This window comes from Belnapia mucosa, assembly GCF_016775475.1.
GTDB lineage: Bacteria > Pseudomonadota > Alphaproteobacteria > Acetobacterales > Acetobacteraceae > Belnapia > Belnapia mucosa.
Genome location: NZ_JAEUXJ010000003.1, coordinates 110,252 through 125,467, shown reverse-complemented (window position 1 = coordinate 125,467; position 15,216 = coordinate 110,252). Strand labels below are relative to the sequence as shown.

At 71.8% G+C, this 15,216-nt stretch carries 11 protein-coding genes; 6 read left to right on the top strand and 5 right to left on the bottom strand.

The features are described 5' to 3' along the window. Positions 1–52: 52 nt before the first annotated feature. Positions 53–2,008: a molybdopterin biosynthesis protein gene (locus JMJ55_RS08705; protein ID WP_202825140.1), complete on the bottom strand. Its 1,956-nt coding sequence runs from the start codon at positions 2,006–2,008 to the stop codon at positions 53–55. Between the two features lie 136 nt (positions 2,009–2,144). On the opposite strand from JMJ55_RS08705, the gene JMJ55_RS08700 reads away from it, so the two are divergent. Beyond that, positions 2,145–3,668, top strand: a complete 1,524-nt coding sequence (locus JMJ55_RS08700) for a sensor domain-containing diguanylate cyclase (RefSeq protein WP_202825139.1) — start codon at positions 2,145–2,147, stop codon at positions 3,666–3,668. Here the strand turns inward: JMJ55_RS08700 and JMJ55_RS08695 are convergent. Genes JMJ55_RS08695 through JMJ55_RS08685 form a run of 3 tightly spaced genes read right to left on the bottom strand, consistent with a single transcriptional unit; the run spans position 3,665 to position 6,803 of the window. After that, on the bottom strand, positions 3,665–4,066 hold the full coding sequence (locus tag JMJ55_RS08695; protein ID WP_202825138.1) for a hypothetical protein: 402 nt from the start codon (positions 4,064–4,066) through the stop codon (positions 3,665–3,667). The genes JMJ55_RS08700 and JMJ55_RS08695 overlap by 4 nt on opposite strands. An 11-nt stretch (positions 4,067–4,077) precedes the next feature. Beyond that, positions 4,078–6,348 (bottom strand): xanthine dehydrogenase family protein molybdopterin-binding subunit, encoded by a 2,271-nt coding sequence (locus tag JMJ55_RS08690; RefSeq protein WP_202825137.1) that lies wholly within the window; start codon positions 6,346–6,348, stop codon positions 4,078–4,080. Further along, positions 6,345–6,803 carry a (2Fe-2S)-binding protein gene (locus JMJ55_RS08685; RefSeq protein ID WP_202825136.1) on the bottom strand — a complete coding sequence of 153 codons (459 nt, stop codon included), beginning with the start codon at positions 6,801–6,803 and terminating at the stop codon, positions 6,345–6,347. Before JMJ55_RS08685 ends, JMJ55_RS08690 begins: the two co-directional genes overlap by 4 nt. Before the next feature lie 164 nt (positions 6,804–6,967). Between JMJ55_RS08685 and JMJ55_RS08680 the strand changes: the two genes are divergently transcribed. Genes JMJ55_RS08680 through JMJ55_RS08660 form a run of 5 tightly spaced genes read left to right on the top strand, consistent with a single transcriptional unit; the run spans position 6,968 to position 12,048 of the window. Continuing rightward, a complete protein-coding gene (locus tag JMJ55_RS08680; RefSeq protein WP_202825135.1) occupies positions 6,968–7,729 on the top strand; it encodes a FadR/GntR family transcriptional regulator in 762 nt (253 codons plus the stop codon). After that, positions 7,726–8,865 carry a mandelate racemase/muconate lactonizing enzyme family protein gene (locus tag JMJ55_RS08675; protein WP_202825134.1) on the top strand — a complete coding sequence of 380 codons (1,140 nt, stop codon included), beginning with the start codon at positions 7,726–7,728 and terminating at the stop codon, positions 8,863–8,865. The genes JMJ55_RS08680 and JMJ55_RS08675 overlap by 4 nt, the downstream gene beginning before the upstream one ends. Positions 8,866–8,867: 2 nt before the next feature. After that, positions 8,868–9,851: a hydroxyacid dehydrogenase gene (locus JMJ55_RS08670; RefSeq protein ID WP_202825133.1), complete on the top strand. Its 984-nt coding sequence runs from the start codon at positions 8,868–8,870 to the stop codon at positions 9,849–9,851. Continuing rightward, positions 9,848–11,017, top strand: coding sequence for a mandelate racemase/muconate lactonizing enzyme family protein (locus JMJ55_RS08665; protein ID WP_202825132.1), 1,170 nt, complete (start codon positions 9,848–9,850; stop codon positions 11,015–11,017). The genes JMJ55_RS08670 and JMJ55_RS08665 overlap by 4 nt, the downstream gene beginning before the upstream one ends. A 50-nt stretch (positions 11,018–11,067) precedes the next feature. Next, positions 11,068–12,048 carry a Bug family tripartite tricarboxylate transporter substrate binding protein gene (locus JMJ55_RS08660; RefSeq protein ID WP_202825131.1) on the top strand — a complete coding sequence of 327 codons (981 nt, stop codon included), beginning with the start codon at positions 11,068–11,070 and terminating at the stop codon, positions 12,046–12,048. A 10-nt stretch (positions 12,049–12,058) separates the two neighbouring features. Here JMJ55_RS08660 and JMJ55_RS08655 read toward each other — a convergent pair whose 3' ends face one another. Further along, positions 12,059–15,211, bottom strand: coding sequence for an efflux RND transporter permease subunit (locus JMJ55_RS08655; protein WP_202825548.1), 3,153 nt, complete (start codon positions 15,209–15,211; stop codon positions 12,059–12,061). Positions 15,212–15,216 lie beyond the last annotated feature (5 nt).

Genomic DNA, 15,216 nt, shown 5'->3' with positions numbered 1-15,216 from the left:
CGCCATGAACCACCTCCCGATCCGCGGCCCGGGGTGCCGCATGGAGGGGAGTTCAGGCGGGCGTGAAGCCGAGTGCCCGGAGCCGCGCCCGCGCCGCCTCACTGGCCAGGGTGGCGAGGAAGGCGCGCACCGCCGGACGCTCGGCCCGCGCCTCGGGCAGGAAGAAGTCGTAATGCTCATCGGCGAGCGGGGCGACGCCGAGGCCATAGGCCGCCGCCACGCTGGCGGTCGCCACGCCCCAATCGGCCCGGCCCTGGGCCACGGCGGCGGCGACGGCATTGTGCGATTTCGGCTGGTTGGCATAGCCGGGCGGCCGCGCCCCGCCGAGCAGCCCGTCCAGCAGGATGCGGGTGCCCGATCCGGCATTGCGGTTGACCAGCAGCAGCGCCGGGTCGGCCGCCGCGCGGCGCACCGCCTCCGGCCCGGATAGCCCGGCGAAGCGGGCATCGCCCGGGCGGAACACCACCCCCTGCACCCGCCGCCAGCCGGGGACCAGCCGCAGGCCGGGGGCGAGGAAGGGCCGGTTGTACTCCCCCGTCTCGGCCTTCAGCAGATGCGCCGGCGCCAAGTCGCATTCGCCCCGCTTCGCCGCCGCCAGCCCGCCCAGGCTGCCGACCGCGAGGCTGCGCGCCCGCACCCCCTCCGCCGCCAGCAGGTCGAGGACCGCATCCAGCCCGGTGCAATGGCTGCCGATGATGGTGAGGTCCGGCAGGCGATGCGCCCCGCCGATCAGGCGGATGCGCTGCAGGCTGCCGGCCGCGGCGCCGGCCTCGGCAGCGTCGATGGCGAAGAAGCCATCCGCCTGGGAGAAGGCGGTGACGCTGCCCGATCCCTTGCCGAGCGGCCAGGCGGCCAGCCCGCCCTCGGCATCCTCGGCGAGCGAGACCATGACGTATTCGGTGCGGCCGGCCTCGCTCGGGGTGCGGATGGCCAGCCAGGCCTCGGTGGTGGCATCGGTCCGGGGCGGCAGGCCAGCCATGGCCCGGATCACCGGCACGGCGAATTCCTGGAAGGTGAAGACGGCGCTGGTCGGGAATCCCGGCAGCACCACAACCGGCTTCCGTTCCACGGCGCCGAGGCAGAGCGGCTTGCCCGGCTTCAGCGCCACGCCATGCACCAGCACGCCGGGCGGCGGCAGCCGGGCGAGGATCCGGTGCGAGACATCGCCGGCGCCCTTCGAGGTGCCGCCCGACATCACCACCATATCGGCCAGATCGAGCGCCCGGCGCAGCGCGCCCTCCAGCGCCGCTTCGTCGTCGCGGAAGATGCCCATCGGCACCGGCTCGCCGCCATGCTCGGCGACGGCGGCGGCGAGGATGGCGGCATTGCTGTCATAGATGCCGCCCGGCGGCAGCGGCGCGCCGGGCGGCACCAGTTCGTCACCCGTGGAGAGGATGGCAATGCGCGGTCGCCGCACCACCGGCACGGTGGCGAGGCCGGCCGCGGCCAGCATGCCGATCTCCCGGCTGGTGATGCAGGTGGCGGCGCGCAACAGGGTCTCGCCACGGGCGATGTCACTGCCGGCATGGGCGATGGCCTGGCCGGGCAGGGCAGGGCGGCGGATCAGCACCACCGGACCCTCCGGTCCCTCCTCGGCCTCGGTATGCTCGACCATCACCACCGCATCGGCGCCGCGGGGGATGACGCCGCCGGTGGCGATGGCGGTGGCCGTCCCCGCCTCCACCGTGAGGCCCGGCGCGACCCCGCAGGCCAGCAGCTCGGCATTCAGCCGCAGCCGGCGCGGCGCGGCCTCGGTGGCGCCGAGCGTATCGGCAGCGCGCAGCGCGAATCCATCGACCGAGGCGCGGTCGAAGGGCGGCGCATCGGCGGCGGCGGTGACCGGCCCCGCCGTGACGCGGCCGAGCGCCTCGGCCAACGGCACCGCCTCGGCCGGGAGGGGGGAGAGGTCGAGGGCGGCCTGGAAGCGGGCCATGGCCGTCTCGGCCGGCAGCACATCGAGGAATTGCTCCTGCCGCGCGGCGCGGCGGATGCGGTCGAGAAGGGACATGCGCCAGCCGTCTAACAGGGGTCGGGGAGCAAGAGGAGCATCTGCCATAGCGCAACCAAAGGGAAATAGATGCCATGCATCACAACCCATGCTAGAAATTCGATCCGCATCGGCTCCTTTTTCGTGCAGGAATGGAATGAATCGGAACAGGTCCCGGCTTGGTCCCGGTTGGCGCCATGGTGTTGCCGTCGCTCTGCTCTGTGCGCTGGTGGGCGGCCTCGGCTCCGCCATGCTGCTGCAGCAGGAACGCGCGCGGCTGCTGGCCGAAACCGGGATGCGGCTCACGGGCTATGCCGATGTCATGGCCCAGCGGCTCGAATCAGGCCTCGCCGATTGGGCGCGCGATGTCGGGATGCTGGCGCGGTTCGAGGTTTTCGAGCGGCAGCCGGCCGACCCGCCCATGGCCCGCCGCCTGCTCGAGGACCTGCAGGCGCGCTCGCCCACCTTCTCCTGGATCGGCTTCACCGGCGCCGATGGCCGGGTGATCGCGGCCACGAACGGTTTGCTGGAGGGGATGGATGTCTCCGCCCGGCCCTGGTTCCGCCCCGGCCTCGCCGGCCCCTATCTGGGCGATGTCCATAGCGCCGTGCTGCTGGCGAAGCTGCTGCCCGAGGAGCAGGGCGGCGGCGCGGATGCCTATTTCGTCGATGCCGCGGCGCCGGTCCATGCGGCGGATGGGCAAGTGGTCGGCGTGATTGCGGGCCACCTGACCTGGCGCTGGGCGGAGGGCGTGCGGCGCGAGCTGAACGGCCTCGCGCCATGGCAGCCGGCGCCGGAGCTCCGCGTGCTCGGCAGCGATGGCATCGTGTTGCTGGGCCCGGAGGGCGAGCGCGGCCGGCCCTGGCCCATTGCGCGGCAGGATGGCGGCTGGCTGGAGGCGGCCCTGCCTGGCCAGTCCCCCGGCCTCTTCGGCTTCGCCCGGGCGGAAGGCGCGTCGGATCGCCCGACCCTCGGCTGGGTGGTGGTGGGGCAGGCGGATCGCGCCGCGGTCCTCGCCCCGCTCCGCGGTCTCGCGCTTCAGCTCGGCCTCGGCAGCCTCGTCCTAGCGGTGCTGGGCGGGATGCTGGCAGGTTGGTATGCGATGCGGGTGCGGGCGACGATCCAGCGCGTGCTGGGCGCCAGCGGCGGCAGCGACATGGCCCGGCAGATCGAGCAATTGCGCGACCAGGCCTGGCGCGACCCGCTGACCGGCCTGCTGAACCGCGCCGGCTTCGCGGCCTGGCAGGCGGCCCAGCCGGCCCGGCCGGTGGGATGCGCCGTGGTCGCGCTCGACCTCGACGGGTTCAAGCCGATCAATGATGCCCATGGCCATGCCGCGGGCGATGCGGTGCTGCGCGGCATCGGCCTCTGGCTGCGGGAGCATCTGCGCGCCGAGGATGCCGCCATCCGCATGGGCGGCGACGAGTTCCTGATCTGCCTCACCGGCCCGGCGGAGCGGATGGAAGCCGCGGCGCGGGAGGTCGGGGCCCGGCTGAACGCCATGCTCCGCGCCGGCGTGCCGACCGAGGCCGGGCCGCTCCGCCTCGGCTGCAGCCTCGGCCTCGCGCTGATGCCGCGCGATGCCGAGAGGTTCGAGACGGCGATCGCGCTCGCGGATTCCGCGCTCTATGCGGCGAAGCGGCAGAATGCTGCGGCGCGGCGGGACCGGGTTTCGGTCTAGGGTCCCATCTGCCGCCGCGCCTCGGCGATGGCGCCGAGGCAGGCCGCCTCGTCGCCCCGCCCGGCCAGCTCCCGCGCCCGGTTGACCGTCGCCTTGGCCTGGACCACCCGGTCCCCGGCGGCGCCGGCATCGGCGGCGCGCTGCGTCGCCTGGGCCTCGCGCGGCGGGGACTGGAAGGGGCCGCTCGGCGGGGCGGGCTGGTTGCCCGGCGGCGGCTGCACCGCCTGGCTCTCCCGCGCCGCGGCGACGCCCTGCCCGCCCGAGGAGGCGGAGACGGCGGCATCCGCGGTGCCGGAGAGCTGCCGATCCAGCGCATCCGCCTGATCGGTGCAGGGGGAGGCGAGCGCCGGCCCGGCGCAGAGCGCCGCGGCGGCCAGCAGGCTGCGGAATGCGGTCATCGCCCGTCTCCTCACGTCGTCAGCTGGTCGCGGATCGGCAGCTGCCGGATCCGCTTGCCGGTGGCGGCGAAGACCGCATTGGCGATGGCCGGCGCGACGGGCGGCACGCCCGGTTCGCCGACGCCGCCGAGCGGCTGGCTGTAGTCGCGCGAGGGCAGCAGATGGACGCGAATCTCGCGCGGCGCGCTGTCGATGCGGGTCAGCTCATAGGCGTCGAAGTTGTTCTGCTGCACCCGGCCATCCTTGAAGCTGACCTCGGCCGAGAGGGCGAGGCCGGTGCCCATGACGACGGCGCCTTCCATCTGCGAGCGGATGCGTTCCGGATTCACCTGCGGCCCGCAATCGATGGCGATGTCGACGCGGGGGAAGCTGATCTCCCCACGGCTGCCCATCTTCACCTCCACCGCCGCGGCGACATAGGAGACGAAGCTGTAATGCCCGGCGAGGCCCAGCCCGCTGCCCTGGGGCATGGCCCTGCCCCAGCCGATGCCCTCCGCCGCCGCCTCGACCACCCGGCGCAGCCGGCCAGTATCGATCGGGTAGCGCTTCGGATCCTCGCCATGGTTCCAGACATCGCCGAGATCAGTCGGGTCATAGAGGCGCGGCGGCCCGATCAGCTCCAGCAGATAGTCCTTCGGATCGCGGCCCGCCGCATGGGCCAGCTCCGCCACGAAGGACTGGATGGCGAAGGCATGCGGGATGTTGGAGACGGAGCGGAACCAGCCGATCCGCGCATGCGCCACCGCTTCCGGATTCTCCATCCGGATATTCGGGATGGGGAAGGGCAGGTTGACCATCCCCATGCCGAGCTCGAGCGGCAGCTCATGCTTCGGGTCGGGCGCGAAGATCGATCCGATAGTGGGTGCCACGCTGCGATGCAGCCATGCGACCGGCTTGCCATCCGCATCCAGCCCTGCCTCCAGCCGCTCGACCGAGACGGTGTGGTAGAAGCCGTGATGCAGGTCGTCCTCGCGGGTCCAGGTGAGCTTCACCGGCGCGCCATCCATCGCTTGGCTGCATAGCCCCGCTTCCAGCACAAAGTCGGGCTTCGACTTCCGGCCGAAGCCGCCGCCGAGCAGGGTCACATGGACGGTGACCTTGTCCTCGGGGAGTTTCAGCCGCTGCGCCAGCCGGGTGCGCGTGGCCTGCGGCGCCTGGGTGCAGGCCCAGGCCTCGCACTGCCCGTCCCGGATGCGGACCAGCGCGGCGGGCGGCTCCAGCGGCGTCTGCGCAAGGTGCGGGATGTAGTATTCGGCCTCGACGCGCTTCGCGGCACCGGCCAAGGCGCGGTCCACATCGCCGGCACTGCGCACGACCTTGCCCGGCTTGCGCGCCGCTTCCTGCAACTGCGCCCGGTAGGTGTCGGAGGAATAGACGGCATGCGGGCCGTCATCCCAGGTAATCTTCAGCTTGTCGCGTCCCTGCATCGCCGCCCAGGTATTGCGGGCGATGACAGCGATGCCGCCGAGCGGCTGGAATTCCGAGGGGATCGCCGGCGCGTCGATCGCCACCACCTTGACCACGCCGGGCACCGCCAGCGCCTCGGCGGCGTCGAAGGAGGTCACCTTGCCGCCGAAGACCGGCGGGCGGGCGACGACGGCATGGAGCATGCCCTCGACCCGGGCATCGATGCCGTAGCCGGCACGGCCGGTGGTGATGTCGTGGTTGTCGAGCAGCCCCACCGTGTCCTTGCCGATCAGGCGGAAGCTCGCCGGGTCCTTCAGCCGCAGTGTGGTGCGGTCCGGCACCGGCATCTCGGCCGCCGCCCTGGCGAGGGCGCCGAAGCCGAGGCTGCGGCCGGACTTCTCATGCAGCACGGCATGGTTCGCGGCGCGCACCTCCTCGGCCGGGACGCCCCATTGCTTCGCCGCCGCGGCTTCCAGCATGGTCCGCGCCGCGGCGCCGGCATGGCGCATCGGCGTGAAGAAGTGGCGCAGGCTGCGGGAGCCGTCGGTGTCCTGGTTGCCGAAGCGCGCCTCATCGCCCGGCGCCTGGGTGACGCGGACCTTGGACCAGTCCGCCTCCAGCTCCTCGGCGATGACCATGGGGATGGAGGTACGGACGCCCTGGCCCATCTCCTGCCGGTGGCAGGTGATGGTGACGATGCCGTCCTCGGCGATGGCGACGAAAAGGCGCGGGTCGTCGCGCCAGCCATTCGGCATGCCATCGGCACCGAAACGCTGCTGCTGTTGCCCCCGTGCGGCCGGCAGGCCGATGCCGAGGACGAGGCCGCCGGCGGCGATGCCGCCCAGCAACCCGCGGCGGCTGAGATTGGCGATCATGGCCGGCCCCCCTTGGCTGCCTGCTTGATGGCGGCGCGGATGCGCGGATAGGTCCCGCAGCGGCAGAGATTGCCGCTCATCGCCGTGTCGATGTCGTCATCGCTGGGATCGGGGATGTCCTTCAGCAGCGAGGCCGCCTGCATGATCTGGCCGGTCTGGCAGTAGCCGCATTGGGAAACGTTCAGCGCCCGCCAGGCGACCTGCACCGGATGCTCGCCATCGGGCGACAGGCCCTCGATGGTGGTGACCTTGGCGCCGTCGATGGCGGAGACCGGCGTCTGGCAGGCGCGCACCGCGCTGCCGTCCACATGCACGGTGCAGGCGCCGCAGAGTGCCTGGCCGCAGCCGAATTTCGTGCCCGTCAGGCCGAGCTCGTCGCGCAGGAACCAGAGCAGGGGCATGTCGGGATCGCCGTCGAAACGGCGTTCGGTGCCGTTCACGATCAGGGTCGTCATGGCGGGTTCTCCCAGAAGCGGCGCCGAGCCTAGTGCAGGCCGGGCCGCGGCCACATGCGCCACGGCGCTGCCTCGCGAAGCTGCGTCAGCGTGCCTTTGCGCTTGCGCGCCCAGCGCAACTGGTCCTACCAATCTGGTAGCACCAATTCAGGGATGGAAACAGGGTGGATGGAGAGGGCGCCTCGGCGGCCAGGATCGCCCGTGGCCGGGTGGAGGATGAGCGCTCCGACCTCGTCGGACGGCTGCTGAGCCTTGTCGCCGAGCGGCGTCTCCATCCGGGCGAACGCCTGCCCTCCGAGCGCGAGCTGGCGGAGCGCTTCGCGGTTGGCCGCAATGCGGTGCGGGAGGCGATCGCCGTGCTCGAGACCGTCCGCATGGTCGAGCGGCGGCCGAATTCCGGCATCTATCTCCGCGCCGTGGAGCGCGAGGGCAGCCTGGAAGCGCTGGTGCTGCGGGCCGATCTCGGCGTGCCGCTGACCGCCGGCGAGGTGACGGAGCTGATCGACCTCCGCCGCATCCTGGAACTCCAGGGCACCGAGCTCGCCTGCGAGCGGCGCGAGGCGGAGGATCTGGCGCGCATCGCCGCGGCGCTGGAGGTGGGCGCGCGCAGCATCGCGGCGGCCGAGAATTTCGCCGATAGCGACGCCGAATTCCACCTTTCCGTCGCCGCCGCCACGCGCAACCGGCTGTTCCTGCGGCTGATCAACTCCTTCTACCTGCTCTCGCGCACCCGGCGCCGGCGCTATTTCGCCGATGGCAGCCGCGCCGGCATGGCGCAGGCGCAGCATCGCGCCATGGCCGAGGCGATCGAGCGCGCCGATGCGCCGGCCGCCGTCGCGCTGATGCGCGCGCATCTCAAGGGGGCGGAGAGCTACTGGCTCGAACTGCTCCAGAACCGCGGTCCAGGAGGGGAAACGCCCGCATGAAGGTCACCGACGTCACCTGCCACCTGCTGCAATCGAAGGTGGACAGGCCCTTCACCTCGGCGCGCGGCTGGCTCTACACCACCCGCTCCTCCTGCGTGGTCGAGATCACGACCGATGCCGGCATCACCGGCTGGGGCGAATGCTACGGTCCGGCCGCGGTGAACAAGGCGCTGATCGAGACGCAATACCGCCAGCGCGTCATCGGCCGCGACCCCTTCGATGTCGAGGTGGTGTGGGAAGACCTGTACAACCGCATCAAGGATTACGGCGCCTCGGGCTTCGCCATCACCGCGCTCTCTGGGATCGATATCGCGCTCTGGGATGTCATCGGCCGCGCGGTCGGAAAGCCGATCCACAAGCTGATCGGCGGCGCGCACCGGACCGAGGTGCAGGCCTATGCCACCGGCCTCTATTTCATCGACATGAACCGCCTGGTCGAGGAAGCGGTGGAGGAGGCGCTGGAATACAAGGAACAGGGCTTCCGCGCCATCAAGATGAAGATCGGCCTCGGCGACCTGAAGCTGGACTATGAGCGCGTGCGGGCGGTGCGGGAGGCGATCGGGCCCGAGGTCAAGCTCGCGGTCGATGCCAATCACTGCTTCACCGTGCCCCAGGCGATCCAGCTCGGCCGCATGCTGGAACCGCTGGACCTGATGTGGTTCGAGGAGCCGATCAGCCCCGAGGACCATGAGGGCTATGCCGAGGTGACGCGGGCGCTCGACATGGCTGTGGCCGGCGGGGAGAACGACTTCACCCGCTGGGGCTTCCGCGACATCATCGCCAGGAAGGCGATGGATATCGTTCAGCCCGATGTCTGCGCCGCCGGCGGCATCAGCGAATGCCGCAAGATCGCGACGCTCGCTTCCGCCCATGGCGTCGAATGCGTGCCCCATGCCTGGGGCAGCGCCATCGGCCTCGCGGCGACGCTGCAATGGCTGGCGGCGATGCCCGACATGCCGCCGGCCTTCCGCCCCATCCCGCCCATGCTGGAATTCGAGCAGACGCCGAACCCGCTGCGCGACGACCTCGCGCGGGAGCCGATCCGGCAGGAGCGCGGCATCGTCCGCATCCCGGACGGCCCCGGCCTCGGCATCGAGGTGGACCGCGAGGTGCTGGCGCGCTGGAAGGTGGCCTGACCATGCGCGTCGCCCTGACCGATCCGGTCGAACCCATCGCCGAGGCCATCCTGCGCGAGGCCGGGCATGAGATCATCCCGCCGCGCGGCACCGGCCCGGCGGCACTGCGCGAGCTCTGCCGCGAGGCGGAGGCGGTGATCGTCCGCCAGAAGCTGCCCGACGACCTGCTGGACCATGCGCCCCGGCTGCTGGCCGCGGTGCGGCATGGCGTCGGCGTGGATTTCATCCCCGTCGAGGCCTGCACCGCCGCCGGCGTGCTGGTCGCCAATGTCCCCGGCGCCAATACCGATGCCGTCGCGGAATTCGTCGTGGCGCAGATGCTCGCCATCGCCCGCCATGCCGAGGCGATGCATGCCGAGCATCTGGCGCAGGGCTGGGGCCCGGCCCGCGCCCGCACCGATGCGGCGACCGAGCTGCGCGGCAAGACCCTCGGCATCCTCGGCGTCGGTGCCATCGGGATGCGGCTGGCCGAGATCGCGCATCACGGCTTCCGCATGCGCGTGCTCGGCCATCGGCGCGACCGCAACGCGCTGCCGCCGCACATTGCCTATGCCGCGCTGCCAGAGCTGTTCGCCGAGAGCGACTACCTGGCGCTTGCCTGTCCCCTGACGCCCGAGACGCGCGGCATCGCCTCGGCGGCGCTGATCGCGCGAATGAAGCCGGCGGCCTGGCTGCTGAATGTCGCCCGCGGCCCGGTGATCGAGGAGGCGGCGCTGGTCGAGGCGCTGCGGGATCGGCGGATCGGTGGCGCCGCCCTCGATGTCTACTGGCAGCAGCCGCTGCCGGCGGACCATCCGCTGCGCGGCTTCGACAATGTGCTGCTGACGCCGCACGGCGCCGGGCTGACGCAGGAGAGCGTGGCCGAGATGAGCCGCATCGCGGCGGAGGAGACCGTCCGAATCCTCCGCGGCGAGCGACCGCAGAATTTCATCAACCCCGAAGCCTGGACGGCATCCCGCCGCCGGGCGCTGGAGGTCGCCGCATGAGGATCACCCGCGTCCAGGCCACCTGGTGCCATGTCCCGATCCCCCCCGAACGCCAGCATGTCAGCGATTTCGGTCGGGTCGGCAGCTTCGATTCCGTCATCATCCGGGTCGAGACCGATACCGGCCTGACCGGCTGGGGCGAGGCCAAGGCCGGCGTCGGCAGTGCCGCCGCCTGTGCCGGCCTCGCCGCCATCGTCAATCTCGATTACGCGCCGCTGCTGGTCGGGCAGGACCCGCGCGACATCTCCCGCCTCTGGGACGTGATGTACAACACGCCGCGCGAGGGCTATGCGGTCTCGCTCGGCCATGCGCTGCCGCAGCTCGGCCGGCGGGGCCTGTCCATCTCGGCCATCGCCGGCGTCGATGTCGCGCTCTGGGACATCCTCGGCAAGTCGCTCGGCGTGCCGGTCTGGCGGCTGCTCGGCGGCCGGCGGGCGGAGCGGATGCCCGCCTATGCCTCGGGCGGCTGGGCCGATGAGGCGGGGATTGGCGCCCAACTCAAGGGTTACTGCGACCGTGCCGGCTTCCGCGCGGTGAAGATGCGGGTCGGCGTCATGGATGGCTCGCCCGCCCGTTCCGCCGCCCGGGTCCGCGCCGCGCGCCGGGCGCTGGGGCCGGAGATCGGCCTCGCCGCTGATGCGCATGGCACCTGGACCGTCGCCGAGGCCAAGGCCTTCTGCCGCATGGTCGAGGATTGCGACCTGATGTGGTTCGAGGAGCCGGTGACGGCCGATGACAAGGCCGGCCAGGCCGAGGTCCGTCGCTCCTCCGCCGTGCCGATCAGCAGCGGCGAGAGCGAGTTCACCCGCCACGACTTCCGCGAGCTGGCGGAGCTGCGCGCCGCCGATGTGCTGCAGCCCGACCTCGCCATCGCCGGCGGCATCACCGAGGGGATGCGCATCGGCGCCATCGCCTCGGCCTTCAACCTGCGGCTCGCGCCGCATCTCTGGTCCGGCGCGCCGGCCTTTGCCGCCGGGCTGCACCTGGCGGCGAGCCAGAGCGCGGGCTTCATCCTGGAATACTCGCTCGGCCACAACCCGATGCTGCATGAGCTGGTCGAGGAGGAATTCCCCGTGGCCGATGGCATGGTCGAGGTGCCGGACCGCCCCGGCCTCGGCATCACCGTGCGGGAGGAGTTCCTGCAACGCTACGCCCGCACCGCCTGACCCCGAGCCGCCCCGTCAGAGGGCGGCCATGACAGAAGGAGGAGACCGCCATGCCCAAGCCCTGTCTGCTGAGACGTGCCGCCCTCGGCCTTGCCGCTGTCCTCGGATGGGCAGCCCCGGCCGCGGCGCAGGATGATTTCCCCCGGCGGGAGATCCGCTTCCTCAATGCCTTCGCGCCCGGCGGCACCTCGGACCTGCTCGGCCGCATCCTGGCCGACCAGCTCTCGCAGCAGATGGGCCAGAAGGTGGTGGTGGAGAACCGCACCGGCGCGGCCGGCGTGATCGCGGCGCAGGAGACGACGCGCTCGGCGCCGGATGGGCACACCATCCTGCTCGGGTCGATGGGCATCATGGCGATCACGCCGCAGATGCAGCAGGTGCCCTACAACGTGGATACCGACCTGACGCCGGTGGTGAATGTCGCCTCGGTCTACAACATCCTCGTCGCCAATCCGAACGGGCCGGTCCGCACCTGGCAGGACCTGGCGCGGCTCGGCAAGGAGAACCCGCGCCGCTTCAGCTGCGCGACGGTCGGCCCAGGCTCCTCCCAGCAGCTCTCCTGCGTGCTGTTCATGTCCCTGACCGGCGCGCAATTCGAACAGGTGCCCTATCGCGGCGGCGCGCCGGCCATCCTCGATATCATGTCGGGCCGGGTGGAGTTCATGTTCGGCAACATGCCGGAATACATGGCCCAGATCCGCGGCGGCGGGCTGCGCCCGATCGCCTATGGCGCCCAGGAAGCCTCGCCCCTGCTGCCGGAACTGCCGGTGATGTCGCGCGACGGCCTGCCGGATTTCGTCATCCACAACTGGTTCGGCATCGTCGGGCCGGGCCGGATGGCGCCCGCCCTGGTCGCCCGCTGGAACGAGGAGGTGAACCGCGCCACCCAGGCGCCCGAGGTGCAGCGCCGCTTCGTCGAGAACGGCTTGCAGCGGCTGGGCGGCACCCAGGCGGAGTTCATCCGCCAGATCGCCGCCGACCGCGCGCAATGGGGCAAGGTGATCCGCGAGCATAACATCCGGCCCGAATAGGGCCGGCGCTTCAGCGGTTGCGCCGCTTCATGACCTGCAGGCGCGACCGCCGCGGCCCGACGATGCGGCGGATCGCCAGGTAGAAGACGGGGGTGAAGAGCAGCCCGAACAGCGTCACCCCCATCATCCCGAAGAAGACCGCGGCGCCGACCGCGCGCCGCATCTCCGCCCCCGCGCCCTCGGCCACGACCAGGGGCAGCACGCCCAGGATGAAGGCGAGCGAGGTCATCAGGATCGCCCGCAGCCGGAGCCGGCAGGCCTCCACCACCGCATCCAGCGGCGACCGGCCCTCATCCTCCTGCGCCTGCGCGAATTCCACGATCAGGATGGCGTTCTTCGCCGCCAGCCCGACCAGCACGACGAAGCCGATCTGGGTCAGGATGTTCACATCCTGCCCGAGCATCCGCACGCCGAGGGTCGAGGTCAGCAGGCACATCGGCACGATCAGGATGACGGCGAAGGGCAGGCTCCAGGACCCGTACTGCGCCGCCAGCACGAGATAGACGAAGAGCACGCAGAGCGGGAAGATCAGCAGCCCGGAATTGCCGCTCTGGGTCTGCTCATAGGAGAGGTCGGTCCATTCGAAGCCGATGCCGTCCGGCAGGGTGCGGCGCGCGATCCGCTCGACCAGGCCGAGCGCGGCGGCGGAGCCGGTGCCGGGCAGGATCTCGCCCGCCACCTCGGCCGCGGGATAGAGGTTGTAGCGCGGCACCCGCGCCGGCCCGCTGATCTCGCGGATGCTCAGCACATTGGCCAGTGGCACCATGGCGCCTTCGGCATTGCGGGTGTGCAGCCGGGACAGGTCCTCGGCCTGGCGGCGGAATTCGGGGGCCGCCTGCGCCACCACCCGCCAGTTGCGGCCATAGGCGGTGAAGTCATTTACATAGGACGAACCGAGCAGGGTCTCGAGGCTCTGGCTGAGCCGCGCCACCGGCACGCCCAGCATCTCGGTCCGTGCCCGGTCGATATCGACCGCCAGCATCGGCGAATCGACCCGGAAGGGCGAATAGACCCCGGCAAGGCCGGGCGCCCGGCGCAGGGCGGCGACCAGCATCTCGGTCGCATCCGCCAGTACTTCGGTCCCGCGCCCGGTCCGGTCCTCCAGCCGCAGGGCGAAGCCGGCGCCGCCGCCGAGGCCGGGCACCGCCGGCGGCGGAATCACCAGCACCGTCGCATCCTCGATCACCGCGAGCCGCGCCCGCAGCTCGGCCAGGATGCGCGGCGCGGTCAGGCCCGCCGGCAGCCGGTGCTCCCAGGGGGCGAAGACCGGCGTCAGCAGGCCCTGGTTGCCGCCCGCCGTATTGGTGGCGCCGGAGATGCCGGCGAGCGCCGAGACGCCGGCGATGCCCGGCACCGTCCGGGCGATGGCCGCCGCCCGCCCCACCACCTCGGTCGTGCGGGCGAGGGAGGCGCCGCCCGGCAGCTCGATGGCGATGGTCGCATAGCCGCGATCCTGCGCCGGGACGAAGCCCTGCGGCGAGGTGGCCAGCAGCGCCGCCGCGCCCGCGATCAGCAGCGCATAGACGCCGAGCATCGGCACCGCCCGCGGCGCGATGCGGCGGGTGAGCCGGCCATAACCCTCGGCCAGCGCGTCGAAGCCGGCATTGAACCGCGCCAGCAGCCAGCCGATCAGGCGCCGCAGCGCCCCGGGCGGGCGGCCAGGCTTCGCCTCCTCCTCCCGGTGCAGGATCAGCGTGGCCAGCGCCGGGCTGAGGGTGAGGGAGCAGAAGCAGGACAAGGCGGTCGCGACCGCAATGGTGACGGCGAATTGCCGGAAGAAGCGGCCGGCGATCCCCTCGATGAAGGCGGTGGGGACGAAGACGGCGCAGAGGACGAGGGCGATCGAGACCAGCGCCCCGCCCACCTCCCGCATGGTGCGGGCCGCGGCCTGTTCGACCGTCGGCTCCTCCCGCAGGTGGCGGTCCACGTTCTCGACCACGACGATGGCGTCGTCGACGACGATGCCGACCGCCAGCACCAGGCCGAACAGCGTCAGCACGTTCAGGGTGAAGCCGAAGGCCACCATCACCCCGAAGGTGCCGATCAGGGAGACGGGGATGGCGAGGATCGGGATGGTCGCCGCCCGCCAGTTCTGCAGGAACAGCAGCACCACCAGCACGACGAGGAAGACCGCCTCGCCGATGGTCGAGGCCAGTTCCCGCACGCTCTCGGCCACGAAGCGGGTCGGGTCATAGGCGATCTCGGCGGTGATGCCGGCCGGGAAGTCGCGCCGCAGCACCGCCAGCCGCTGGCGGATCTCGGTCGCGGTGGCGAGCGCGTTGGAGCCCGGCCGCTGCGTCACCACGAGTGCCACGGCAGGGCGGCCATCCAGCGTGCTCGCGGTGCTGTAGGAGGCGGCGCCGAGCTCCACCCGGCCGATATCCTCGATCCGCAGCAGCCGGCCGTCGGCGCCGGCGCGCAGCACGATGCGCTCGAATTCCGCCGGGTCGTCCAGCCTTCCGCGGAACACCAGGTTGGGCTGGAAGGCCTGGTCGGAGACGGGCGGCTCGGCGATCTGGCCGCCCGCGACCTCGGCGTTCTGCGCCTGGACGGCGGCGACGATGTCCTCGGCGATGATGCCGTTCGCCGCCATCCGCCCGGGATCGAGCCAGACCCGCATCGCGTAGTCGCGCGCGCCCTGCATGTCGATATCGCCGATGCCGTCGATCCGCAGCAGCTGGTCACGCACCTGCCGCAGCGCGTAGTTCGAGACATAGAGCTGGTCGTAGCTGGCATCCGGCGAGGTCACGTAGATGATCATCAGCCGGTCGGTGGCGAGCTTGCGCGTGGTCACGCCCCAGCGCCGCACCTCTTCCGGCAGGCGGGGCAGGGCGCCGGCCACCGCGCCCTGCACCAGGATCTGCGCCCGGTCGGGGTCCGTGCCGAGGCGGAAGGTGACCGTCAGCGTCATCCGCCCATCGGCCGTGGACTGGGAGGACATGTAGAGCATGCCCTCGGTCCCGTTCACCTCCTGCTCGATCGGCGTCGCCACCGTATCCGCCACCACCTGGGCCGAGGCGCCGGGATAGGAGGTGGCGACGACGACGGTGGGCGGCGCCACATCCGGATATTCCGAAATGGGCAGCGAGAGCAGCGACAGCCCACCGACGATCAGCAGCACCAGCGAGAGGACGCAGGCGAGGACCGGCTGGCGGACCGAGATGACGC